Below are 21,456 nucleotides of genomic sequence, written 5' to 3'. Positions count from 1 at the left end.
ACGGCACCCCGGCGGCGCAAGGCCGCCGGCTCGTACGTCGCGCCGACTTACGCCGCGCGCACCGTCCGCAGGAATTTTCCGACCTCATCCTTCAGCCGGGTGCTGTCGGATGCCAGCATCTTCGCGGTCGAGAGCACCTGCGAGGAGGCCGAGCCGGTCTCGGCCGCGCCGCGCTGCACGTCGGTGATGTTCGACGAGACCTGCTGGGTGCCGTGAGCGGCCTGCTGCACGTTGCGCGAGATCTCCTGGGTCGCGGCGCCCTGCTCCTCGACGGCCGCGGCAATGGTCGACGACACCTCGGACAGCCGCTCGATCGTCGCGGAGATGTCGCGGATTGCATTGACGGAGTCCTGCGTCGCGGACTGGATGCCGGAGATCTGCTGGCTGATCTCGCCGGTCGCCTTGGCGGTCTGCTCGGCCAGCGTCTTCACCTCGGCGGCGACGACGGCGAAACCGCGACCGGCCTCGCCGGCGCGCGCCGCTTCGATCGTGGCGTTCAGCGCCAGCAGATTGGTCTGGCCGGCGATGGTGTTGATCAGTTCGACGACGTCGCCGATGCGCGTGGCCGCGATCGAGAGCTCGCTGACACGTTCGGTCGTGGTGCGGGCCTGGGTGACGGCCTCGCCCGCCATCCGGGCGGATTCCTGTACCTGCCGGCTGATCTCGTTGACCGAGGAGGACAGCTCTTCCGTGGCGGTCGCAACCGACTGCACGTTGCCGGTAGCTTCGCCCGACGCGGTCACGACGACCGAGGTCAGCTCCTGGGCGCGCTGCGCGGTGGTGGCGAGCGTCGAGGACGACGCCTCCAGCTCGGTGGAGGCCGAGCCCACCGTTTCAATGATCTCGCCGACTGCGCGTTCGAAGCCGTCGGCGAGGTTGACCATGTCGCGGCGGCGCTGCTCGGCGGCCTGCTTCTCCGCTTCGACCTGCGCCGCCTTGAGGCGTTCAACCTCGATCGCGTTGGTCTTGAACACTTCGACGGTCTTGGCCATGTCGCCGATCTCGTCGCGGCGGTCCTTCTCGGGCACCTCGGTCTTGAGATCGTTGCGGGCCAGGCCCTCCATCGCGAGCTTGAGCCGGGCGATCGGACGGGACATCGCGTTGAGGCCGATGAAGAGCGCGATCGCGATGCCGACGATCAGGCCGCCGGCGCTGACGCCGACCACGGTCCAGGTCGCGGATTTGGCGTCGCGGTTAATGGCGTCCTTGCGCTGGGCAACAACCTTCGAGACTTCAGCCGTGAATTTCGCCACGCGATCCAGCGACGCGTCGATCAACGGATCGCATTCCTTGTGCGCGCGTTCCGCAGCCCGCGAATTCTCCTCCGGGCTGGTCGCCTGCGAGCCGGCCTGAAGCACCGGATCACAGCCGCCGAAGACGGCCTTCAACTGGCTGCTGATGCTCTTGATCTCGGTCGCGCGGGAGGGATCATCCTTTTCCGCCGCATCGAGATATTGGGTGATCTCGTTACGGTTCTGGTTGGCGGTCTTGAGACGATTGGCGTTGCCGGCTTCGGTCGCTTCGGTGAACACCGCATAGAGCGCGGCATGATAGGTCTCGATGCGGCGCTGGGCCCGTGTAATGTTGAGCGCGGCCGATTGTGCGGCATCGAGCTCGCTGAAACCGTCGACGGTCGCGGAAAGCTCGCGGGTGCCGAAAGCGGCAACGCCGATCATCGAGCAGCCCATCACGGTCACGATCAGCGCGACCTTCCATACGATCTTCAGATTGTTCAAAAAGCTCATTCCAGCCGTCTAATGATTTTATCCGGTCCCCAGCGACCGAAGCAGTCCCGGCGACGCCATTGGAACCGGCGGACGTTAAAATTTGATACCAAATGACACAGGTAATCTTACGGAAAACTAAGCGTTTGAAGCCGGCACGCAAGCCTCACGTAAGCTTCGATCTGCTTTGGCAGCGTTTGGTGCGCTCTCGCCTGGCCGGAACCAACGGCGCACCTCGATCGTTCTTGGCCCATGCGGATCAGAGAAGAGAATCGAAACATATTCCTGCTGGCGACGGTGACGCTGTGCTGTGGCGTCGTGGCCGGCACAGCGACTTTGCTCGAGCCGGTGTTTGGGCAGGCGCCCGCGAAGGTCTCTGAGAAGCAGGTCGCCGACGGCGGGCGGGGCGATGTCGCGGCCCAGCCGCCGGTCCGGGTGGTCGGCGGCCCGGTCTTCGTACCCAACGTCAATCCGCGCCAACGCTAGCTCAGGTCTGGGACACTTCCGGCCGCTCCTCGCGGCCGCCATGGGCCCGTGCCAGCTCCTCGACGAACGCGATCGCCTCCGCCCTCTTCTCGGGCGGCAGAGACAGGAAGGCGCGGATGAGCCTCAGGCCCTGCGCTTCGTCCGATGGGTTGGTCTTGGCATCCATGCCCCACTGTCGGGCGATCGGGAAAAATATGCAATCCCTTGGGGGGTATCTTCTTGATTCGGCCGGCCAGCTTTGCTGGAATGGGGCCAACAAAGGTGCCCCATGAAGTGGATCAGGGAACGCGACGCGCTGATCGCGCAGACAATGGCCTTCGTCCAATCGGTCACCGGCAAGAAGGATGGCTTCCATCCGCCGGAGATCCCGACCGCTGCCTCGGCCGTGTGGGTGGAGACCGCAGCGGTCGAGACCGTGACCATCGAGACCTTCGCGTTCGAGGTCGAGCCGCCGAAAGCTGCTCCGCCGCCCCCGCCGGTCGTGGTCTCGCCGCCGCGGGCAAGCGGCGATTTCCGCTCCGAGATGCAGGCCCGCATCGCCAATTTCCGCAAGCATCAGGAGCGGTTCGAGCGCGAGCGCGAGGAATATTGCGCGGCCACCCTGACCAAATTGCGCGCCGCCATCCGCGACCCCTCTGTCCGCCCGGAGGCGGACAAGTGAGGCGGGCGACCGCCTCACCGCCGGCAGTTTACAGCCAAGAACTTATAGCCAAGACCTTATAGCCAGGACCAGACCAGCCAGAGGTTGGCCGCGCTGGCACTGAGCAGTGCCAGCGTGAGGGGCAGCAGCATGTGCCCGCAGGAGGTTTTGAGCTCGGTCGTCATGGCCGAAAACATCCGCTGATTCCGCCAAACGAGTCCCGGGGATTCTTTTTTTGGGGATTCAGGACTCGTTTACGACTCAGGCCCCTGCCGCCCGGATCACGCCCCCGTGATCGCCTGCCAGGCCGGAACCCGTCCCGCTTCCAGTCGTTAACGGGCTTTCCGGGAGCGGAAAGAATGCCCTACGCCCTGTTCTGCAACGACGCCCAACTGAGCAAGGCCTATCCAGACGAGGCCGACGTCTGGAAGCTCGCCCAGCGGAGTGGCCTCGTCGTCGATGTTATCGCCGACGACGACCGTCCCGGGCCGCGCCGGGTGCTCGACAATGATTACGAGATCAAGCCGTGCCGCGCCGCGCAGGGCGAGGACCCCGCCAAGAACAAGGCCGAGGCCGAGCGCCTGTCCAGGACGGAGCTCGAGCTGAATTCCTGAGGTGTGGCGGAAAGCCCAAGAGATCGAAAGCCCAAGAGATCTAAAGGATCGAAGAGATCGAAGAGACAGATCTCAGGGAGTCGCGGTCGCCAGCGAGGCCTGCTCGCCCGCCATCACCACGCAGGCCTTGCGGCGATGCAGCCCGCGGATCGCGCCGGTGACCTTGAGCACCTTGCCTGACGGGCAGGACGCATCCTTGACGAAGGCCACCTCATAAGGCGCCAGCATCAAAGGCTCGGACTTGAGGATTGTCTGTGCAGTACAAGGCAAGGAAATGAAGCACGAGAGCACTACTGCCGACACCAAGATACGCATGTCCGTCGTCCCACAAGCCCGGTAATTCTCATAATAACGCGTTCCGGAGCGCGAGTTCCCTAGTCCGCAAAAATTATTTTTGCTTTACCCGAGCCCCATGACGCCCGTGAGAAAGCGCGCGTCAGACCGTTTGCTTGCAAATGACGCGCCAGATGGTTCACGCAAAGCAAACAAAGAGGCCAAACCCGAGCCTGGCAAACGAAAGGCCGGCGGGAGCCGGCCTTTGTCAGAGCTTGAACAGATCGTGGTCGCTGGCCGCGCGTCAGTAGCGCGAGGCTGCGGGGCCACCCCAGCCGAAGCGGTAGTTCACACCGACCTTGACGGTATGCTCGTCGTCCCGGCCCCGAACGCCGACAACGTCGGCCGGACCGGAGGTAATGGTCGTGCTGCCGAAATTATAATACTGGTACTCGGCCTTGGCCGACCAGTTCGGTGCGAACATGTATTCGAGGCCGGCGCCGACGGTATAGCCGTCCTTGCTGTTGCCGGTGGCGGTGAAGGGCTGTGCGACGCCGGCGACGTTGACGCCGAGGCCGCCATTGCGCCAGGCGTAACCGCCCTTGGCGTAGAGCAGCGCCGGGCCCCAGGTGTAGCCAAGGCGGCCCGTCACCGACCCGAGCTGGTCGGTATTCGACGTCACCTGCGTACCGAACGGGAACGTGACACCGTTGTTGTTGGTCGGCAGCCAGGAATACTGGGCCTCGATACCCACGACCCAGTTGGGCGCGAACTGGTAGTCGAAGCCGCCCTGCACGCCGCCCAGGAAGCGGGCGTCGCTGGACTGGAAGCTGCTGTCACCGGCGAAGGCGCCGCCGACATGGCCGCCGATATAGAAACCGGTCCAGTTGTAGATCACCTGCGGCGGCGTATAGGCCGGAGCCTTGGTGTAGGTGCGCGCTTGCATGTCGGCTGCGGCGGCCGGCGCGGCCAGTGCCAGCAGAGCGGCTGCTGCGCCAAGCAAGATCGTCTTCATGGTCATCCCCGTTCTTTCAAAATCGACACTCAGGAAACAACGTGGCGTGATTTAGGTTGCTTCGCGGCGATGCCGGAACGTTGATCGTTCGTAACTGTGACGGGGCGGCAACAGAGCGATTTTGTTCCGTCACGTCTGCTCGCGCCGACAGATTTTGTCGCCGGCGCAAGGCCTGCCGTAACGATTCGTCGCAAGGTGAAACCACCCGTTCAAAGCTCGCCGAAATGTGATCCAGCGGCTCCGGCAACCTCTGTCCTACCACCGGGCGATGAAGGCCGGCTTTGCGCTACCGCGTCATCTTTTCGAGTTCAGGAAAGGGTCCATAAACCGCACCGGCGCAAAGCTCGCTGGCCTTGTCGACGACACGGTCCGCACGTCCATTGACGAACACCACCGCGCGCTCGCGCATACCCTTGTAGCTGCCGTCGGTCTCACGCGGGGTGAAGCGCAGGCAGCTGACATAAAACTGCCGGCCGCCGAGCTCACGCTGTACTGGATCGGCCATGCTGGCCTCGCGCACGCCGACCGGATTGTTCAGATAGGCGCGCATCAGGGCGAGCGTATCGGTGCGGAAATTGTCCGGGAACGGCTGCGGCCCTCCGGCCTGGGCCCCGCCCATCACGGATGGCCGGTCAGCGTCGCTGCCGAAACATCCCGCGAGCGCCAGCGGCAACGCCAGGATCATCGCACGTTTCGCCACTCGCCCCACAGGTCACGCTCGCCGCTCAATCAGACCCGGAGACGTCCAGCCCCAAGGTTGCGATGATGCATGTCTAGAGGTGTTTTGCCCGACGAGTCAAATAGATTCGTAAAATCCGCAGAGCGACAGACGTCAAACCATTGATTTGTCTATCACCGGCTACTGTGCATGGGGTTGTTTTCGAGGTTCTCGTTTGTGGTCGCGCATCGAAGGCAGTTCGCTTGCCGCATCGACGCACCGGCCCGCCGCCGGCGCCTGCGCTTTCGCGCAGGACGCCGAGACGACGGGCCGGGCCTGAATTCCGCACGCGGCGGCGGGGCAATGCTGGATGCCGCCGCGCGGGATCAGTCTTAGCTGCGCTTGTCCGACGTCACCGGCTTGGTCACGTCCGGCTGCGCGTCCAGCGACTTCTTGACCGACACCTGCTTGTGATGATGGCGATGGGTACGCACGGTCTTGTGCTGGTCGGGCGTGACCGCGGCATTGGCGTTCATCGCCTTCGCCTTGGTGTCCATCTTGGCATCCGCCTTGACGTCGGCGGCCTTGGTATCGACAGCCTTGGTGTCGGCCTTGACGGCCACATCGGGCTTCGCTGCGGTGGTCGATGCCTTGGTCTGGCTCTGGTCCGCCTTGATCACCGGCGCAGTCGTGGTGGTCTTGCCGGCCTCGGCCGCGAAGGCCGGGGCTGCGATCACGGAAGCGGCGAGCAAGGCGGCGGAAATGGTCTTCAACATGGTTGGTCTCCTCTTGGAAGGATCTTGAGGCTGCGCCCTCTCGCCTCCTCTTCGATCGTAGGTGCAAGCCTAGGGGCTCCGCGCTGAACCCAGTCTGAAGCCCCTTGCAGGCTTGCGTTCATCTCGATGACAAATTTGTCATCCACTCGCGGGACGGGAATGTTTTTGGCGGATGGGTGTTCCGGTCCTAGGGCAATCGTGTAGGATCGCCACGTTGCATTCGGGAGAACTTAGATGCGCAAACTCTCTACGCTTCTTGTACCGGGACTCGTCGCCATGACGCTGGCGGCGGGGCCGGTTTTGACCAGCGCCTATGCCGCGGGCAGCGACGAGCCCTCCTCGCCGCCGAAGTCCGACGACTCGTCCAAGAAGGGCAAGAAGAAGAGCTCCTCCGTCAGCGATCCCAAATTCCTCGCTGCCTATCGCACCGCCTACACCACGATCTACGACAACCACGACTACACCGGCGCGATCGGCCAGTTGAAGTCGCTCAAGCGCGACGACGTCGCAGATGTTGCCAACTTGATCGGCTACTCCTACCGCAAGCTCGGCAACTACCAGTCGTCGAAGGTCTATTACGAGCTGGCGTTGAAGGATGATCCGAACCACGTCCGCACCTGGCAGTATTACGGCCTCTGGCAGCTCGAGCAGGGCAACCGCGAACAGGCGCAGTATCATCTGAACAAGATCGCCTCGCTCGCCGGCACCGACAGCTCCGAATATCGCTCGCTCGCCGCAGCGCTCGACAAGCCGACCGGCGCGACGCTGGTCTACTGAAGACATCGCGTCTTCGAACCAAATGAACGGGCACAACCTTCCGGGTTGTGCCCGTTCCGCTTTCTCGGTTAGCCTTCGCGCACGAATCCCCCCCCTGAAATTGGTGCGCAATGGATACGTGGCTGCGATCCGCGATCGACTACATCTCTTCCTGGATCGAATTCCAGCAGACGACAATCCAGCAGCCTGGCGTCATCGTCGCGTTTGCCCATCGCGGCGAGATCGTCGCCGAACATGCATTCGGCATTGCCAATCTCGACACCGGCGAGAAGCTCACGCCGCGCCACCGCTGCCGCATCGCCTCGCACTCGAAGAGCTTTACATCAGCCGGCATCATGAAGCTGCGCGAACAGCGCAAGCTCCGGCTCGACGATCCCGTCGGACAATATGTCGGCGGCCTGCATCCGCGCGTTGCCGAGACGACCATCGCGCAGCTGCTCTCGCACACCGCGGGGTTGACGCGCGACGGCGCCGATTCCGGCCAGTTCATCGATCGCCGTCCCTATCTGAGCGCGAAGGAGCTGCTCGCGGAGCTGAAGCTGCCGACCGCGATCGAGCCCGGCACGCGTTTCAAATATTCCAACCATGGCTTTGGCCTGCTCGGTCTCGTCATCGAAGCCGTAACGAAGGAGCCCTACTCCGTCTGGATCAAGCGCGAGATCGTCGAGGCCGCAGGCCTGCGCGAAACCGAGCCGGACGCGCCACTTCCCAAGGGCGCATCGTTCGCGCGCGGCCACACGCGAAGGGTGCCACTGGGCCAGCGTGGCGTGATCCCCGGCGACAATCGCACAAACGCGATGGCATCGGCCACGGGCTTCGCCGCGACCGCCGCCGACACCGCCCGCTTCTTCGCGCAGCTCGCGCCCAATGCGAAGAAGAGCCTGCTGTCCGTCGCCAGCCGCCGCGAGATGACGCGGCATCATTGGCGTATCCCGCAGAGTTTCGAGGGCTATTACGGCCTCGGCATCGGCGCCGGCAAGCTCGACGGCTGGGACTGGTTTGGCCATGGCGGCCACTTTCAGGGTTACATCTCGCGGACCTGCTCCATCCCGGCCTGCGAGCTCACGATCAGCATCCTGAGCAACTCCATCGATGGCGCGGCGCCGTTCTGGATGGATGGCGCGATGCAGATCCTGCGCGTCTTCAGGACCCGCGGCGTGCCCGACCGGCGCGTGCGCGACTGGACCGGCCGCTGGTGGACGCTCTGGGGTGCGACGGACCTCGTGCCGATGGGCAACCGCGTCCTAGTCGCCAATCCGCAGTTCAACAATCCGTTCATGGATTCCGGCGAGATCGAGGTGACCGGCCGCGACACCGCCAAGCTCGTCTCCGCCGCGGGCCATTCAAGTTACGGCGAGCCGGTGCGCCGCGTCCGCGACGCGCGCGGCAAGGTCAGCGACGTCTGGATCGCAGGGGCCAACCTCAAGCCTGCAAGTGTCGTGGCGAAGGAGATCGAGCGGAGATACAAGCCGCGCAAGCGGCGGCCTATTCCCTGATCAATTGCTCGACCTCGCTGCGAAGCGCCTGCCGCGCCCCGTCGCGCGAATAGAACATGTGGCCGCCGGGATAGACCACGAACTTCACCCGCTGCGTCGCGAACGCCGGCAGCTGGTCGAGCACCCGCTTCGATCCGAAATAGGGCGTGGCGAGATCGAACAGGCCGTGCGCGACCAGCACGTTGAGCTTGGCGTCGGTGGCGAGGATCTGGCGCAGATCCGACACGGACTGCGGCGGGTTGATGCCGCGGCCAAAATCCCATTGGCCTTCGACCGCCCCGTTGAGGACTTCATAGGAGCCATCCGGCCGCCAGTTGAGCTTGCGCGTCAGCACGTCGACCGCAGCGCTCGTCAGCGGCGCCTGGAGCGCATCGCCTGAAGGGTCGCCGAACCGCGAGTTGCCCGAATCCGGATAGGGATCGAAGCCGCGCACCGAGGCATCGTAGCGTCCCGTCACCTTGCCGCTCCTGCGATCGAATTCGCGGCGGAATTCGCCGACGTCGAAGCGGCCCGCGAGCCTGCGGCTCACCGTCTGGTCGATGCCGGTGAGCTCGGCGACCTTGTCGGCAAGCCGATTGGTGGCTTCCTTGTCCGCCTCGCCCTTGACGAGATCGGCCAGGAATTCGCCGCGCGCGTAAGCCTCGACATCGGCGAGATCGGCGCGCTTCACCGGACCCTTGGCCTCGCGCGCGACCGCCACATAGCTCGGCAGCGTCGCGACATATTGCAGGAGGCTTGTGCCGGTGAACTCGCGGAAGTCCAGCAACGGCGACACCAGGATCAATCCCCTGACGCCGACGCCATGCTGGAGCTGCAGCTGCCGCACCACCTTCGGCCCGCGAATGCCGCCATAGCTCTCGCCCGCGACGTATTTCGGCGAAGTCAGCCGGTCGTGCTTCTCCAGCCAGCGGCGGATCACCAGCGCAATCGAATTGACGTCGCCGTCGACGGAATAGAACGACTTGCGCGCGTCTTCGCCGCTCGCGACGAAGCGGCTGTAACCGGTGCTGACGGGATCGATGAAGACGAGATCGGTGAAGTCGAGCCAGGTTTCCCCGTTCGGCTTCACCTCGGGCGAGGCCGACGGCGACAGCGCCTCGCCATCGAGCGGCAACCGCCACGGGCCAGCGGCGCCGAACTGCAGCCATGCGGAGGATGCGCCAGGCCCCCCGTTGAACAGGAACGTCACGGGACGCGTCGCGCGATCGGCGCCGGCAAGCTCATAGGACGTCGTGGCGATATCGGCCAGCGGCTCGCCCTTGCCGTCGAATACGCGGATCGAGCCGGCGGTCGCGGTGAAATCGAGCGAGCGGCCGGGCAGATCGAGCGTCTGCTTCGTGGTCGAATCCGGCGGCAAGCGGTGCGTCTCGGCCGCCGGCGAATTCTGCGACGCGCTTTGCGCGCCACCGCCGCGCCCGCCTTTCTGTCCGGCCGGCGCGGACGCCTCGGAGCGCGGCTGCGGCGGATCGTCCGCGCGCGCAAAGCCTGCGAATGCGAAAGTCGACACCGCCAGCACCAGGGCCGCATGGCGGAGCGCCGACAAACTCGTGATCATGATCGTCTCCTTGCCCGGCTCTCTGAGGACCGCTGCGTGCCGAAAGGCTAGCGCGGAATTGCGACGGTTTGGGGGATCACCGGTCCGGCGGCGCCCGAACAGGCCGACCGGATGAAAACCGACCTGGATTCGTCCTGAATCGGGATGAACGACCGCCCGTTTGCCTTGAGCGGCGGTCCTCCTCGACAATGCAGGCCCAGGTCGTATAGACGAGCCCGGCGGACCTTTCTCCAGCCAGCGGCCCTGCCCGGAAGCCATGACCAAGCCAGCGCGATACGACCGGATCGCCTTCGTCGCCAGCCCGAGCAGCGAGGCGCAGGCGGCCTTCGGCCAGCTCAGCAGGGAGTATGGCAATTGCGACCCGAACGAGGCTGATATCGTAGTCGCGCTCGGCGGCGACGGCCTGATGCTCCAGACGCTGCACCAGCACATGCACACGGGAAAGCCTATCTACGGCATGCACCGCGGCACCGTCGGCTTCCTGATGAATGAGTATTCGACGGTCGATCTTCGTGCGCGCCTCGAAGCGGCGCATGAATCCGAGATCAATCCGCTGCTGATGCGCGCGACCGACGTCGAGGACCGCGTCCATTTGCATCACGCCATCAACGAAGTCGCTCTGTTTCGGCAGACCTACCAGGCGGCGCGCCTGCGGATCCTGATCGACGAGCGCGAGCGCATGCCCGAGCTGATCGCCGACGGCATCATGGTGGCAACGCCTGCTGGCTCCACGGCGTACAATCTGTCGGCGCAGGGACCGATCCTGCCGATCAACGCGGCCCTGCTCGCACTGACCCCGATCAGCGCCTTCCGCCCGCGCCGCTGGCGCGGCGCGCTGCTGCCGAACACGGCCTATGTCGTGATCGAGGTGCTGGAGGGCGACAAGCGCCCCGTGGCAGCGGTCGCCGACCACGACGAGGTGCGTGACGTCCGCCGGGTCGAAGTCCTGTCCGACAAGACCATCTCGATGCGCATGCTGTTCGATCCCGGCCACAGCCTGGAAGAACGCATCCTGCGCGAACAGTTTGGCTATTGATCGCGAGTGCTGATCACTGGCCGCAAGGCTGAATCGATTCCAGACCGCCCGCCATCGCGGGGTCGCCAAGCAGATCGAAATCCCTGACAACCGGAACGAAGTTCTTCGTCTCCGATGTCATCAGATAGATCGCCACCGGCAGCGATGCCTGCGGCGCGATGCTAGCGCGGCAAAATTCCTTGGCTGCTACGCCGAGCCCCATCGATCCACGCTTGCCGTTCTTCCCCTGCTCGACCATCGACGCCCGCAGCGCCTCGAAGCGCGCAGCATCGCCTGGCGACAAGCGATAGGCGTAGGTCGACGAGCCCTGCGGCGCCGCAGGCAGGCCACCGCGCTCGCGCGCCTCGCTCATCTCCAGCATGGCGAAGCTTGACCTCGCCTCGGCCTCGCCCGCCACTTTGGTGACGACGTCGAGCTTGACGCCGCCCGAGCGAGGCCGCAACGCATCTGGCAGTTGCACGGCGACGCGCAGCATCGACAGGTCCGTGGTCCTGGCATCGATGCGGGCCAGCCGCGGGATCGATGTCAGCGGCACCGAGCCGCATCCGGCCAGCATGAACGCAGCCGCGCTCACGAGAACGCGCGCAAGGCGGTTCATCAGGCATCTCCACTCTGGAGTTGAACGGACTTGCTAGGCCGACTTTCGGCCAGGCGTGCGAGGCTCTAACGCGTCGTCCGCGCTGTCTGGAACATATTCCAGGATATCGCCGGGCTGGCAGTCGAGCACGGCGCAGATCCGCTCCAGCGTGTCGAAGCGGATGCCGCGCACCTTGCCCGACTTCAGCAGGGAAACGTTCGCCTCCGTGAGTTCGATGCGCGCGGCGAGTTCACGCGACCTGATCTTGCGTCTGGCGAGCATGACGTCGAGGTTGACGATGATCGGCATGGTCAGATGATCTCGCTGTTCTCGTGCCACACGCGAACCGCGTCGGCCATCACGGTTGCGAACGCGACGAGCGCGAGGCCGCTTAGCACCGACAGCACCTGCGACTGTTCGATGCCGAACATGACCACGAGCCCGCCTTGAACGTTGGCCCGCGTCAGGTTGATCGTAGTCAGCATCTGCACCAACGGCGATATCAGTGCGTTGACGATCAGCGCGAGGCCCATCCGGCGGATGCGCCAGGCGTTCCCGGTCACGAAGACCTCGCCGCGCGCGAAACGGGAGAACAGCATCGAGAGCTCCAACAAGGCGTAGAGAACAGGCGCAAGTCCGATCATGCTGATCAACGCACCAGCGAAGCGCGTGCCGAAATTGAGCGTGAACGGCCGTGCCCCCAGCGGGGACTGTGTCGCGATCCAATGCCAAAGCATCTCGTCGCTGGACCAGAGCAGCGGCACCGCGAGCACCGCGCCCGCGACGCAGACGAGCGCACCGACAGCCACGATCCGACCGATGCGCCGTAAGCGGTTCGGCGCGACAGGCGCAGGATAAGGAAAGGCAATCACGCTCATTGGACGACACTCCTGAGCATTTGAATGTTTTATTGTTTTACAATAAAAAATGGCAAAATTACGATATACGCCAATCATCCCTTTCAGTATGCGGGCGGCCCGGCGGCAACCCTTCGTTAACCCCCGCCACGATATGGTTAATGAAAGTTGACCGCTTCGGCCCCGGGCGCCATGTTCCGCATCGATTTCAACAAGCTGCGCTTCCTCGTCTGTGACGACAATCCGCACATGCGCCGCATCCTGCGGACGCTGCTGCACTCCTTCGGCGCACGCGAAGTCTACGAGGCCGAGGACGGCGCGACGGCGCTGGAAATGTACAGCCATTACGTGCCCGACATCGTCATCACCGACTGGGCGATGCCGATCTTCGACGGGCTCGAGCTCGCGCAGATGATCCGGCAGCCGGAGTCGAAGGGTAATCCCTACGCGCCGATCATCATGCTGACCGGCCATTCCGAGAAGCGCCGCGTCACCGTCGCACGCGATGCCGGCGTCACCGAATTCCTGGCCAAGCCGATCTCGGCCAAAGGGCTCTACCAGCGCATCCTCAACGTCGTCGCCAGTCCCCGGCCCTTCATCAAGACCAAGACCTATTTCGGCCCCGATCGGCGTCGCAACACCAGTTCCGCCTATATGGGCCCCGAGCGCCGCGTCGGCGAAAAGCACGAGGTGCTCCAGCAGCCCTCGCTGCTCGACAAGGCCCGCTCCTCCATCTAGCGCAACGTCTCACACGATCGGGGCAGACATCATGGCGAAGAACAGCGCAAAGGACATCGAGGTCACGGCCTTCGCCACGCATCAAATCATCACGCAGCCCAATCCGCTGCGGAAGGTCCTGCGCCGAGTCGAAGAAAAAGACATGGACGATCCGGTCGCCCGCGCCGAGCAGGCGCTGGCAGGCCTCTCCGGCGAGTTCAAGGACTGGATGACGACCGAGGTCAACCGTCTCTCCGCCGCCTACGCCGCCATCCGCAATGACGGCTTCACCAAAGAAGGACGCGACGAGCTGTTCCACGCCGCGCACGACATCAAGGGCGACGCCGCGACGTTCGGCTTTCCGGCGGCCGCGGGAATCGCCGAGAGCCTGTGCCGCGTCATCGAGCACGCGCCCGATCTCGACAGAGTGCCGGCCGAGCTGTTCACGCACCACATCAACGCGGTTCTCGCCATCGTGCACGAGAACACCAAGCTCGACAGAATCAGCGTCTCCGCCGAGCTCAGCCGCCGCCTGCGCAAGGTCGCAGACGACTACCTCGCCGATGTCAATCGCGACCGCCCCGAGCATCTCGAGGTGATCCTGGCGCCGAGCATCGTGCCGGCGGAGTAGCTCTCCTCTCGTCATTGCGAGCGCGGCGAAGTTGTAGGGTGGGTTAGCGCAACGTAACCCACCTCTTTGATTTCCCCGGACGCAGACATGGCGGGTTACGCCTGCAGACCGCGCTTCGCGCAGTCCTTCGGCTAACCCACCCTTGCGGCATCTCGCTACGCCGCAATCAGATCATCATAAGCCGGATCGATCGCATCGTCCGCGACCAGCTCGTCGCAGAACAGCCGCGCCTCTTCGCGCGCCGACTCGGTGGCGAAGCGACGGAGCAGGACCATCAGCGGCTCGGTAGCGCCGCGATCGGTCTCGCAATGGGTAAGGACGCGCTCGACCATGCGCCGGCGCAGCCGCACCGCGCCGTCGTCGCTGTCGACGAAGCCCTGCTCGTGGCAGGCATCGAGCGCGACCTGGAACGCCGCGAAGGTCGCTTCGGGCAGGCCGGCGCGGCGCAGCAGTGCGTGCAGGCTATTGCCGCCGCGATCGTGCAGCAGCGCGCTCACGCGCGCTACCGGAAGATCGGCCAGTTCGGCAAGCGACGCGTCGAACAGATCGAGATTGCTCGACAGCAGCGCGCGCAGGATCAGGCCGGCGGTGAGCTGGCCTGTGATGCGCAGGTGCCGCACCAGGCCCTGCATGTCCTCGCCGCGCGAACGCGCCGCGATGTTGATGGTGGAGCGGTCGCGCGCTTCGACCGTCACGCGCTCGGCGCGGTCCGCGCTCAGCCAGTTCCGCGCCACGACGAATTGCGCGAGGGTCTCGGAGAGCTTGGCCACTAGCGTGGCACGCGTGGCAGCCGGCAGATCCTCCAGCACCAGCATCGCCTCGCGGATCGCGGCGAGATGACCGTGACGCTCGACGATGCGATCCCAGGAGAACGGCGCGAGCTCGGCTTGGGAATTTTCAATCAGCTCGAGCGCTGCCGCCGCGCAGCCGACTTCGGCAATGGCGGCGCAGACCGACACCGGCAGCGCGATGCGGCGGGCGACCGCGCACTGCACCTCGTCATTGCCGGTGGCGACGATGTCGACGAGATCGGCGTCGATCAGGAGCGGAGAATGTTCGAGCACGATCAGCGCCACGGTGGGCTGGTCCGCCGACAGTGCCCGCACGATGGCGGCGGGCGCCTCGGTGCTGCGTGCAAAAGCCTCGGCCATCGCCTGCCGCACCAGCGGCGAAGGATCGTCGAGCAGCATCAGCAGCGCGCCTTCGGCGGCGACGCGGTCGTCGTGGGAAAGGTCCGAGATCAGCCAGGCGCGAGCCAATGCCCGTGTCGCCTCGGCCCGCTCGCCTGCGGGCGCCGTCCTGATCCAATTGATGAACTGCCGAACGATCATGGTGCTTCCGGCTTACGCAACGAAGACGAAGCGGTGACGGCTTGTCACCTGCAACACAAAATAAACCACGACGCTTAACAAAGCGTTCACCATAACTGGCTGGTTTTGTTGATGATTTGTTAAGGGAACAGAGGCGGCCCGCCGGCCGCAATATCAGCTGCTGAACGTGCCGCTGCGATCGCTGAAGAGATCGAGCGGTTGCGGCGGTCGCACGTCCGGAGTCGTCGACGCAACTGACGTGAGCGAGGCGTTGTTGCCCCACAGTTTCTGCACCGTGGTCGAGACCGGCTGCGTGACGTCGCCGGGCTGGTAGATCGAGCGAAACACCGGCGTGGCCGGCGTATTGTCCGCGACCGACGCTGACGATGTCGCGCTCACCGGCGTCACCGCGCGTGTATTGGGGAAGGTCTGGAGATAGGCGGCATTGTCGATCACCGGCGCAGTCGGCTGCACACCGTTGGCGCTCGCAACCTGTGTCGTCGACGGCGTGCCGCCGTACATCGCCATCGCGCTGCGGGTCGTCTTGGAATTCGCGGCGCTGGCGTAGCGCGCGTCGAGCACCGAATAAACTTCGGAGACGCTGCGGGCACGGCCGTCCTTGGCATAGAAGATCGAGCGGTTGGCAGATGCCGCATTCGGAAACAGCCGCGCGCCGACCGCTTGCGGATTGTCTTCGGCATTGGCGATCAGTTTCGCGGCACCGCCGACGCCCATGAAATGCGCCATGTAGAGTTCGCTGTCGGACGGCCTGCGGCCGAGCAGGCCCGTGAGCTTGAAGCTGTTCGACTGCGTCAGGGCCGCGGCCATGCTGGACGCGGCCTCCGGATCGTCGCGCAGCTTCATGATCGACCGCTTCATGGCGGGATCGTCGACCGTGTAGGTGCCCGACGACGTCCTGCTGATCGCGTCGGAATAATTGCCATAGCCGAGCTGTGTGCCCGCCTCCTTCACCGTGCCGAGCCAGGTCTGGTCGATGAACTGGTAGAGCCCGTGCGCGGAGGATGTGGTGGCGCCCGCAGTGGGATCGAAATCCGATTCCATCTTGGCGGTGGTCAGCATGTATTGGAAGCTGACGCCGGAGATGTTCGAGGCCTGCTTGATCGCACCGGCGACACGCGCCCGCGACGGGTCGAGAACCGCCGTCTGCGAGGCACTGGAATTGTCGACCGACATGATGGAGTGCCCGCCCCGTGCGGCGTTGAGCGGCGCCGGCAATTCGGACGCCCTGTCGTCTCACCGTGGGACAGGTATGGTTAATGCGGGGTTAATCCGGGTCGGCTCCTCCCCGAGTCATTCCGAGGCGCGCGCAGCACGAGCCCTGAATCCATCAAGCTGCGCGTGATGCCGCACAATGGATTCCGGGCTCGCGCTGCGCGCGCCCCGGAGTGACGGAGGGCTACTTCTTATAAACAGCGTCCGGATCGAACAGCCTGTCCGCATCGACGAAGACGAGCTTCGCCCCGCCGCCCTCGGCCTCGACCTTGCGGTAGAAGCAGGACCTTCGGCCGGTGTGGCAGGCCGCGCCGATCTGCTCGACACGGATCCAGACCGCGTCCTGGTCGCAATCGGTGCGGATCTCGACCACGCGCTGGGTCTGACCCGAGGTCTCACCTTTTCGCCATAAGGCGTTGCGCGAGCGACTGAAGTACCAGGCCTCGCCGGTCGCAATCGTCTTGCGCAGCGCCTCATCGTTCATGTGGGCGACCATCAGCACGTCGCCGGTGGCGACGTCGGTCGCGACGACCGTCACGAGGCCGCTTGCGTCGAAGCGCGGCTGGAAGGACAGGCCTTCCTCGATGTCATGAGAGTGAGCGGACACGGGCGTCCTCGCCAAAAAGCTTTCGCGAGGTCAGCGCTGCAGGCCTCGCACCAGGGACAGGAAACGGGCCTGCTCCGCCGGATTGTCGCGGAACATGCCGGTGAAGCGGCTGGTGAAGGTGGACGCGCCATGCTTGGCGACGCCACGCACCGACATGCAGGTATGCTCGGCCTCGATCAGCACCGCAACGCCGCGGGGCTTGAGGATTTCGTCGATGGCCGCCGCGATCTGCGCCGTCAGATGCTCCTGGGTCTGGAGCCGGCGGGCGAAGATGTCGGTCAGGCGGGCGAGCTTGGACAGGCCGACAACGCGTTCCACCGGCGTATAGGCGATATGCGCCCTGCCGTAGAACGGCATCATGTGATGCTCGCACTGCGAGGTGAACTCGATGTCGCGCACCAGCACGAAATCGTCGTAGCCCGCGGTCTCGCCGAAGGTGCGGTCGAGCACCTCGGCCGGGCACTGGTGGTAGCCCTGATAGAGCTCGTCGAAGGCCTCGACCACGCGGCGCGGCGTGTCGAGCAGGCCCTCGCGCTCGGTGTTCTCGCCGATATAGGCGAGCAGCGTCTTCACCGCCGCCTCCGCCTCTGCGCGCGCCGGGCGCGGCTGGTCGGCGCGGACGGCGGCCGCGAGGAATTCGGCGGGATCGAGCTCTGCCGGGCGGCTCTCGAGCTGCTTGTCGGCGGGCTTGCCCGGGCGGATTGATTTGATCGCAGCGTCCATGTCGACTCCGTTCGACGGCCTTGCGGCCGGAGTGTCACCGGCAGACGGGGCGGCATGCCGCCGGACGCCTGAAGAGAACAATCTGGGTGAAAACATCCGTAGGTCACTACGCCGGCCGCACGGTTCTGGATCACCGCCGTCGCACCGCTGGACTGTTTTTCCGTCAGTTCCAATCCTATATAGGACCCTGGACGGCGCCCGCCAAGGCCGATCCGGTGCGGAAGTGTTGGACTCCATCACATGCTGAACGACATCTATAACAAGCGGATCATCGAGCTGGCCGGGAATATTCCACGCCTCGGACGGCTATCGGACGCCGATGCCACCGCCACTGCCCACTCCAAATTGTGCGGCTCGACCGTGAAGGTCGACCTCAAGATGAGCGGCGATACCGTCACCGACTTCGCCCATGACGTGAAGGCCTGTGCGCTCGGCCAGGCCTCCTCATCCATCATGGCAAGTCACGTGGTCGGCTCGACTGCGAGCGAACTCCGTGAGTTACGCGAAACCGTTCGCAAGATGCTGAAAGAGAATGGCTCGCCTCCTCAAGGCAAATGGGAAGAGATAAAATTCCTCGAGCCGGTCCGCGACTACAAGGCACGACATGCCTCGACCCTGCTGACCTTCGATGCTGTGGTCGATGCCATCGGCCAGATCGAGGCGAAGGCCAAGCAGCCGGCCGCCGCTCAGGGCTGATGTGGTCTTGGCCACGCGCCGGCACATGAATCCCGAACGACGACCTGCGGGACGTCCTACTTCTGGGAGCCCGCGCTCTGCACCGCACCGGTCGGTACCATCGCCTCCGCCGTCTTGGTCGATTTGAGGGGCTGTTGCTCCTGTTCCGCGCCGAACCTCGCCTGCGTCTTCGGCGCGAGCTCCGCCACCGCGGGCGCGCCGACGTCCACATGCGGCAGCACATCGGCCACCAGATTGGTCGTCACGAGATTGGTGAGCTTCAGCTCGGCCGTGTCGAGCTCGTGCAGATCTTCCCACGGCGGCACGCTGAGTGCGAGCGACAGCAGGTCGCCGGCGCCGCCCATGTCAAAGGTGTATTTGGCGAGCCGGCCGATGTCGCGCTCCACGATCATCAGGTCCTGCGCGCTGTAGCTGGCCGCCTTGGCATCGTCGGCGCGGTCGCCCATCCAGATCTGGTGGACCCGCACATGCGCCGCGTCCGGCACATAGCGCGTCTTGCCGGCCAGCAGCAGGAACACGCACATGGATTCGCAATAGGCTTCGGGCGCGACCGCCGGACGCGCCGACTGGCCGCCGCGGTTCTGAAGGCTGATGCCGACGGTGGTCAAAAGGCCGAGATTGCGGAAGCGTCGGCCGAGGGTGATGGCGTCGTTGACGGAACCGCCGCTGGAGTCGAGCACCACGGTGGCGCCGCCAAGCTGGCGCTCGCGGGCAAACTCTTCGAAGTCCTTCGGCGTATCTGCGGTGATGATGCCGACCGCGCTGACCCAGCCGCGGCAGTTGGGCTCGCAGGCAACCCAGTTGAACTTCATCGGCAGCTTGCGCTCTCCGAGCGTAGCACCGGCCCGAGCCGACGATCCGAAGGTCGTGACGGCGCCCGCAAACACGACCCCACAAGCAGCGGTTCCCACCAGCAACCAGCCGCGAAGATAAAGCGACTTCAGAAGTTTCAAACTGGTCCCTTCCCCAAGCCCCAAGCACTAAGCCCAAGCCGATTCAGGCAATCCCCGTTCAGACGTTCAACGAGTCTACACATGGACGTCACAAAAATGGTATCCGGGGGAATACAGATCGTCCATAGGTACTTGCTGCAATGCTCCCTGAAATCAGACAAAGTATGGCGCGCGCACAACAGCTCGCTGTTCCCTGCGCCGGAACCGCGCAACATCTCGCACAGGATCGCAGCACGCCGCACATGAAGCATTCAGCCTGCGAGCATTGTTCCACTTCCGTCGACGGCGCGCTGAGACTGCCACGCAGATTCGGACGCGCGCTGATCTGGCTCTACCGCCATACGCTCTCGCCACTGGTCGGCTACAATTGCCGCCACCTGCCGACCTGCTCCGTCTATGGCGACGAGGCAATCGAGCGGTTCGGACTCTGGGCCGGCGGCTGGATGACGCTGGCGCGCCTGCTCCGCTGCAATCCGTTCGGCACGTCGGGCATCGACAATGTGCCACTCACCGCGCCACAAGGCGCGCGCTGGTATCTGCCCTGGCGCTACGGCCGCTGGCGCGGAGTCAACGCCCCGTAAGCATGCTGCAGTGCTTTGCGCATCGCTGCCTTGACCGGAACTGGAACTTTTGCCTCGCGTTGTTCTGTTGCTCCCCAGGGAGGAAACAACAATGCGCTGGAAAATCAGCCCTCATTTTCACGTCAGGTTTGGTCCGCACCCGAAGTTCAGCCCACGGGATCACGATCCCAGAACCATCGACATGCTCGCCATCATCGCGCTGCTGGCGCTTGTCCTCGGCTCCGGCTGGTATCTGGCGACGAGTCTCGCCACGCCGCCTAGCACGACGGCATTCATCGTGCCGAGCCAGAGCGTGCACTGGTAGCTAGCGGAACCAGTAGAAACGTCCGGGCGGCGGCGGGACCGGCTCGGGTGGGCGCGGCCGCTTCGGACGCGGCGGCTTTGGCGGCGGCTCGGCGGAAGATGTCGTCTCCGCGGCCGGTGCGATCTCGCTTCCCGGCACCCTCACCGACAGCAGCAAGTTCGACTCGTGCATGCGCCAGCGATAGCCGACGCCGAAATCGATCGGCTGGGCACGCGTGAACAGTTCGGCGTAGCGCTCCTGATAGCGGCCGGGGAATTCCCCGATCGGCCCGAGATAGCGGCCGAACGGGAAGAACCGCCACTGCCGCGCATTGTAGTTCGCAAGCGGAATGCCGGAATCGTCCTGGACGATGGTGGCGCTGTTGGCCAGCAGCCAGTCGCGAACGACGGTGAAGTTGCCGGAGTGCAGCAGATAGGACGCGCTCTTGATCAGGCTGTTGCCGGGCCCGAGCGTCTCGCAGAACTTGAGGAAACCCGCCGCACGCGCGCCGGGATTGGAGAGGTCGGTCGAGAAATAATACAGCGTGCGCGCTTCGCCATCGCTGCCGGCGAAGGTGATGCGGACGCCGCGCGTGGCATTCGGTCCCGGATTGTCGTTGCCGGTGTGCATCCCGCCCTTGTCGTCGAGCGCAACCATCTCGACGTTGCGGATGGTCTTGCCGGAGCGGACGAGGAAGACATAGAGGATCGGCAAGGTGCCGTTGACCTGGTTGGCGTGCAGGTCGACCTTCATCTGCTTGGTGATGAAAAAGGAGAAGCTCAGGATCGAACCGAGCGAGCGCTCGACATTGTAGAGCGCAGCGCCGACCGAGCCGCGCAGCAGCTTCGTCAGGTCGGGCACGGTGCCGACCGGCTCCAGCGCGCCGAGCACGTAAGTGCTCGCCTTGGAATAGAACGCGTTGGCGTAGAGGAAATCCGGGCCGCTGAACATGTAGAACATGGTCGGTCGCGGCGCGGCCAGGTTGACGTCAGCCCAGTTGCGGATCCTGGAGATTTGCCGCTGCTCGAGCTGGGTGAAGGCGCCGTCGAAGAATTTTGCGTGGCGCTGCCAGCCCGGATCCTGGGTGAGCGGCACCAGCGGCGAGTCCGCCGAAGGCTGCATGCCCGCGAGGAATCGCGCGGTGTCATCGAAGGTCACGTCGGCGGCGCGTGTGGACGAAACGGCCGCAGCCAGCAGGGCAAGTGCGACGGCCGCAATTCTCAGGGCTCGAACCATGT

The 21,456-nt window shown here is 64.8% G+C and carries 27 protein-coding genes; 11 read left to right on the top strand and 16 right to left on the bottom strand.

From position 1 onward, the window contains the following. Window positions 1-47 precede the first annotated feature (47 nt). Window positions 48-1,745, bottom strand: coding sequence for a methyl-accepting chemotaxis protein (locus F8237_RS28785; protein WP_151649560.1), 1,698 nt, complete (start codon window positions 1,743-1,745; stop codon window positions 48-50). Window positions 1,746-1,976: 231 nt separating this feature from the next. Here F8237_RS28785 and F8237_RS28780 point away from each other — a divergent pair, with 231 nt between their 5' ends. Further along, a complete protein-coding gene (locus F8237_RS28780) occupies window positions 1,977-2,210 on the top strand; it encodes a hypothetical protein (RefSeq protein WP_151649559.1) in 234 nt (77 codons plus the stop codon). Between the two features lies 1 nt (window position 2,211). Here F8237_RS28780 and F8237_RS36510 read toward each other — a convergent pair whose 3' ends face one another. Continuing rightward, entirely contained in the window at window positions 2,212-2,376 is a 165-nt protein-coding gene (locus F8237_RS36510) for a hypothetical protein (RefSeq protein ID WP_167527497.1), read from the bottom strand. A gap of 102 nt (window positions 2,377-2,478) precedes the next feature. Between F8237_RS36510 and F8237_RS28775 the strand changes: the two genes are divergently transcribed. Together F8237_RS28775 and F8237_RS28770 are read left to right on the top strand one after the other, a co-directional pair. Continuing rightward, window positions 2,479-2,871 carry a hypothetical protein gene (locus F8237_RS28775; RefSeq protein WP_151649558.1) on the top strand — a complete coding sequence of 131 codons (393 nt, stop codon included), beginning with the start codon at window positions 2,479-2,481 and terminating at the stop codon, window positions 2,869-2,871. Window positions 2,872-3,209: 338 nt separating this feature from the next. After that, the gene (locus tag F8237_RS28770) at window positions 3,210-3,464 is read left to right on the top strand and encodes a hypothetical protein (RefSeq protein ID WP_151649557.1); all 255 of its coding nucleotides are present in this window, start codon (window positions 3,210-3,212) and stop codon (window positions 3,462-3,464) included. 72 nt (window positions 3,465-3,536) lie between these two features. Here the strand turns inward: F8237_RS28770 and F8237_RS37390 are convergent, their stop codons facing one another. The 4 genes from F8237_RS37390 to F8237_RS28750 all read right to left on the bottom strand — a co-directional run bounded on the left by F8237_RS37390 (window position 3,537) and on the right by F8237_RS28750 (window position 6,186). Further along, window positions 3,537-3,779 carry a DUF6719 family protein gene (locus F8237_RS37390; protein WP_151649556.1) on the bottom strand — a complete coding sequence of 81 codons (243 nt, stop codon included), beginning with the start codon at window positions 3,777-3,779 and terminating at the stop codon, window positions 3,537-3,539. 262 nt (window positions 3,780-4,041) lie between these two features. After that, complete coding sequence (locus tag F8237_RS28760; protein WP_162006256.1) at window positions 4,042-4,752, bottom strand: outer membrane protein; 711 nt, start codon at window positions 4,750-4,752, stop codon at window positions 4,042-4,044. Between the two features lie 286 nt (window positions 4,753-5,038). Further along, complete coding sequence (locus tag F8237_RS28755) at window positions 5,039-5,437, bottom strand: hypothetical protein (protein WP_201280162.1); 399 nt, start codon at window positions 5,435-5,437, stop codon at window positions 5,039-5,041. Window positions 5,438-5,802: 365 nt separating this feature from the next. Next, window positions 5,803-6,186: a His-rich protein BRANT gene (locus tag F8237_RS28750; RefSeq protein WP_151649554.1), complete on the bottom strand. Its 384-nt coding sequence runs from the start codon at window positions 6,184-6,186 to the stop codon at window positions 5,803-5,805. Window positions 6,187-6,420: 234 nt separating this feature from the next. Between F8237_RS28750 and F8237_RS28745 the strand changes: the two genes are divergently transcribed. Continuing rightward, window positions 6,421-6,963 carry a tetratricopeptide repeat protein gene (locus F8237_RS28745; protein WP_151649553.1) on the top strand — a complete coding sequence of 181 codons (543 nt, stop codon included), beginning with the start codon at window positions 6,421-6,423 and terminating at the stop codon, window positions 6,961-6,963. Between the two features lie 110 nt (window positions 6,964-7,073). Next, entirely contained in the window at window positions 7,074-8,459 is a 1,386-nt protein-coding gene (locus F8237_RS28740; RefSeq protein WP_151649552.1) for a serine hydrolase domain-containing protein, read from the top strand. On the opposite strand, the gene F8237_RS28735 is transcribed toward F8237_RS28740, so the two are convergent. Further along, complete coding sequence (locus F8237_RS28735) at window positions 8,449-10,014, bottom strand: S10 family peptidase (protein WP_151649551.1); 1,566 nt, start codon at window positions 10,012-10,014, stop codon at window positions 8,449-8,451. The genes F8237_RS28740 and F8237_RS28735 overlap by 11 nt on opposite strands. Before the next feature lie 256 nt (window positions 10,015-10,270). Between F8237_RS28735 and F8237_RS28730 the strand changes: the two genes are divergently transcribed. Then, window positions 10,271-11,050: an NAD kinase gene (locus F8237_RS28730; protein WP_151649550.1), complete on the top strand. Its 780-nt coding sequence runs from the start codon at window positions 10,271-10,273 to the stop codon at window positions 11,048-11,050. A 13-nt stretch (window positions 11,051-11,063) separates the two neighbouring features. Here the strand turns inward: F8237_RS28730 and F8237_RS28725 are convergent, their stop codons facing one another. Genes F8237_RS28725 through F8237_RS28715 form a run of 3 tightly spaced genes read right to left on the bottom strand, consistent with a single transcriptional unit; the run spans window position 11,064 to window position 12,505 of the window. Next, window positions 11,064-11,648, bottom strand: coding sequence for a hypothetical protein (locus F8237_RS28725; RefSeq protein ID WP_151649549.1), 585 nt, complete (start codon window positions 11,646-11,648; stop codon window positions 11,064-11,066). A gap of 33 nt (window positions 11,649-11,681) precedes the next feature. Then, the gene (locus tag F8237_RS28720; protein ID WP_151649548.1) at window positions 11,682-11,936 is read right to left on the bottom strand and encodes a helix-turn-helix domain-containing protein; all 255 of its coding nucleotides are present in this window, start codon (window positions 11,934-11,936) and stop codon (window positions 11,682-11,684) included. 2 nt (window positions 11,937-11,938) lie between these two features. Then, a complete protein-coding gene (locus F8237_RS28715) occupies window positions 11,939-12,505 on the bottom strand; it encodes a DUF2975 domain-containing protein (RefSeq protein ID WP_151649547.1) in 567 nt (188 codons plus the stop codon). A gap of 171 nt (window positions 12,506-12,676) precedes the next feature. Here F8237_RS28715 and F8237_RS28710 point away from each other — a divergent pair, with 171 nt between their 5' ends. Together F8237_RS28710 and F8237_RS28705 are read left to right on the top strand one after the other, a co-directional pair. After that, window positions 12,677-13,222: a response regulator gene (locus F8237_RS28710; RefSeq protein WP_129267984.1), complete on the top strand. Its 546-nt coding sequence runs from the start codon at window positions 12,677-12,679 to the stop codon at window positions 13,220-13,222. A gap of 31 nt (window positions 13,223-13,253) precedes the next feature. Beyond that, window positions 13,254-13,832, top strand: a complete 579-nt coding sequence (locus F8237_RS28705) for an Hpt domain-containing protein (RefSeq protein ID WP_151649546.1) — start codon at window positions 13,254-13,256, stop codon at window positions 13,830-13,832. A 155-nt stretch (window positions 13,833-13,987) separates the two neighbouring features. Here F8237_RS28705 and F8237_RS28700 read toward each other — a convergent pair whose 3' ends face one another. The 4 genes from F8237_RS28700 to folE form a co-directional block, all read right to left on the bottom strand. Next, window positions 13,988-15,163 (bottom strand): DUF2336 domain-containing protein, encoded by a 1,176-nt coding sequence (locus F8237_RS28700; RefSeq protein ID WP_151649545.1) that lies wholly within the window; start codon window positions 15,161-15,163, stop codon window positions 13,988-13,990. Window positions 15,164-15,316: 153 nt separating this feature from the next. After that, complete coding sequence (locus F8237_RS28695; protein ID WP_151649544.1) at window positions 15,317-16,378, bottom strand: lytic transglycosylase domain-containing protein; 1,062 nt, start codon at window positions 16,376-16,378, stop codon at window positions 15,317-15,319. A 181-nt stretch (window positions 16,379-16,559) separates the two neighbouring features. Beyond that, window positions 16,560-16,982, bottom strand: a complete 423-nt coding sequence (hisI, locus tag F8237_RS28690) for a phosphoribosyl-AMP cyclohydrolase (protein WP_151649543.1) — start codon at window positions 16,980-16,982, stop codon at window positions 16,560-16,562. A 30-nt stretch (window positions 16,983-17,012) separates the two neighbouring features. After that, window positions 17,013-17,705, bottom strand: coding sequence for a GTP cyclohydrolase I FolE (gene folE / locus F8237_RS28685; RefSeq protein ID WP_151649542.1), 693 nt, complete (start codon window positions 17,703-17,705; stop codon window positions 17,013-17,015). Between the two features lie 240 nt (window positions 17,706-17,945). Between folE and F8237_RS28680 the strand changes: the two genes are divergently transcribed. Then, window positions 17,946-18,401: an iron-sulfur cluster assembly scaffold protein gene (locus tag F8237_RS28680; protein WP_151649541.1), complete on the top strand. Its 456-nt coding sequence runs from the start codon at window positions 17,946-17,948 to the stop codon at window positions 18,399-18,401. Between the two features lie 56 nt (window positions 18,402-18,457). Here the strand turns inward: F8237_RS28680 and F8237_RS28675 are convergent, their stop codons facing one another. Continuing rightward, window positions 18,458-19,354, bottom strand: coding sequence for a COG3904 family protein (locus F8237_RS28675; protein WP_162006255.1), 897 nt, complete (start codon window positions 19,352-19,354; stop codon window positions 18,458-18,460). A 242-nt stretch (window positions 19,355-19,596) separates the two neighbouring features. Between F8237_RS28675 and yidD the strand changes: the two genes are divergently transcribed. Both yidD and F8237_RS28665 read left to right on the top strand, forming a co-directional pair. Continuing rightward, window positions 19,597-19,935 (top strand): membrane protein insertion efficiency factor YidD, encoded by a 339-nt coding sequence (gene yidD, locus F8237_RS28670; RefSeq protein ID WP_151649540.1) that lies wholly within the window; start codon window positions 19,597-19,599, stop codon window positions 19,933-19,935. 91 nt (window positions 19,936-20,026) lie between these two features. After that, on the top strand, window positions 20,027-20,239 hold the full coding sequence (locus F8237_RS28665; protein WP_151649539.1) for a hypothetical protein: 213 nt from the start codon (window positions 20,027-20,029) through the stop codon (window positions 20,237-20,239). Here F8237_RS28665 and F8237_RS28660 read toward each other — a convergent pair whose 3' ends face one another. Continuing rightward, complete coding sequence (locus F8237_RS28660; RefSeq protein ID WP_151649538.1) at window positions 20,240-21,454, bottom strand: hypothetical protein; 1,215 nt, start codon at window positions 21,452-21,454, stop codon at window positions 20,240-20,242. Between the last annotated feature and the right edge of the window lie 2 nt (window positions 21,455-21,456).

Origin of the sequence: Bradyrhizobium betae (assembly GCF_008932115.1) — a bacterium.
Classification (GTDB): Bacteria; Pseudomonadota; Alphaproteobacteria; order Rhizobiales; family Xanthobacteraceae; genus Bradyrhizobium; species Bradyrhizobium betae.
The sequence above is the reverse complement of the archived record's forward strand: the minus strand, read 5'-3'. Positions and strand labels throughout refer to the sequence as shown.

Bases quoted from the DNA above. Each gene is read 5' to 3' on its own strand.
- F8237_RS28725 (WP_151649549.1), bottom strand. From the start codon at position 11,648: ATGAACCGCCTTGCGCGCGTTCTCGTGAGCGCGGCTGCGTTCATGCTG.
- folE (WP_151649542.1), bottom strand. From the start codon at position 17,705: ATGGACGCTGCGATCAAATCAATCCGCCCGGGCAAGCCCGCCGACAAG.
- F8237_RS28680 (WP_151649541.1), top strand. From the start codon at position 17,946: ATGCTGAACGACATCTATAACAAGCGGATCATCGAGCTGGCCGGGAAT.
- F8237_RS28745 (WP_151649553.1), top strand. From the start codon at position 6,421: ATGCGCAAACTCTCTACGCTTCTTGTACCGGGACTCGTCGCCATGACG.
- F8237_RS28770 (WP_151649557.1), top strand. From the start codon at position 3,210: ATGCCCTACGCCCTGTTCTGCAACGACGCCCAACTGAGCAAGGCCTAT.
- F8237_RS28720 (WP_151649548.1), bottom strand. From the start codon at position 11,936: ATGCCGATCATCGTCAACCTCGACGTCATGCTCGCCAGACGCAAGATC.
- F8237_RS28735 (WP_151649551.1), bottom strand. From the start codon at position 10,014: ATGATCACGAGTTTGTCGGCGCTCCGCCATGCGGCCCTGGTGCTGGCG.
- F8237_RS28740 (WP_151649552.1), top strand. From the start codon at position 7,074: ATGGATACGTGGCTGCGATCCGCGATCGACTACATCTCTTCCTGGATC.
- F8237_RS28665 (WP_151649539.1), top strand. From the start codon at position 20,027: ATGCGCTGGAAAATCAGCCCTCATTTTCACGTCAGGTTTGGTCCGCAC.
- F8237_RS28775 (WP_151649558.1), top strand. From the start codon at position 2,479: ATGAAGTGGATCAGGGAACGCGACGCGCTGATCGCGCAGACAATGGCC.
- F8237_RS28700 (WP_151649545.1), bottom strand. From the start codon at position 15,163: ATGATCGTTCGGCAGTTCATCAATTGGATCAGGACGGCGCCCGCAGGC.
- F8237_RS28785 (WP_151649560.1), bottom strand. From the start codon at position 1,745: ATGAGCTTTTTGAACAATCTGAAGATCGTATGGAAGGTCGCGCTGATC.
- F8237_RS36510 (WP_167527497.1), bottom strand. From the start codon at position 2,376: ATGGATGCCAAGACCAACCCATCGGACGAAGCGCAGGGCCTGAGGCTC.
- yidD (WP_151649540.1), top strand. From the start codon at position 19,597: ATGAAGCATTCAGCCTGCGAGCATTGTTCCACTTCCGTCGACGGCGCG.
- F8237_RS28780 (WP_151649559.1), top strand. From the start codon at position 1,977: ATGCGGATCAGAGAAGAGAATCGAAACATATTCCTGCTGGCGACGGTG.
- F8237_RS28710 (WP_129267984.1), top strand. From the start codon at position 12,677: ATGTTCCGCATCGATTTCAACAAGCTGCGCTTCCTCGTCTGTGACGAC.
- F8237_RS28715 (WP_151649547.1), bottom strand. From the start codon at position 12,505: ATGAGCGTGATTGCCTTTCCTTATCCTGCGCCTGTCGCGCCGAACCGC.
- F8237_RS37390 (WP_151649556.1), bottom strand. From the start codon at position 3,779: ATGCGTATCTTGGTGTCGGCAGTAGTGCTCTCGTGCTTCATTTCCTTG.
- F8237_RS28760 (WP_162006256.1), bottom strand. From the start codon at position 4,752: ATGAAGACGATCTTGCTTGGCGCAGCAGCCGCTCTGCTGGCACTGGCC.
- F8237_RS28755 (WP_201280162.1), bottom strand. From the start codon at position 5,437: ATGATCCTGGCGTTGCCGCTGGCGCTCGCGGGATGTTTCGGCAGCGAC.
- F8237_RS28730 (WP_151649550.1), top strand. From the start codon at position 10,271: ATGACCAAGCCAGCGCGATACGACCGGATCGCCTTCGTCGCCAGCCCG.
- F8237_RS28750 (WP_151649554.1), bottom strand. From the start codon at position 6,186: ATGTTGAAGACCATTTCCGCCGCCTTGCTCGCCGCTTCCGTGATCGCA.
- F8237_RS28660 (WP_151649538.1), bottom strand. From the start codon at position 21,454: ATGGTTCGAGCCCTGAGAATTGCGGCCGTCGCACTTGCCCTGCTGGCT.
- F8237_RS28705 (WP_151649546.1), top strand. From the start codon at position 13,254: ATGGCGAAGAACAGCGCAAAGGACATCGAGGTCACGGCCTTCGCCACG.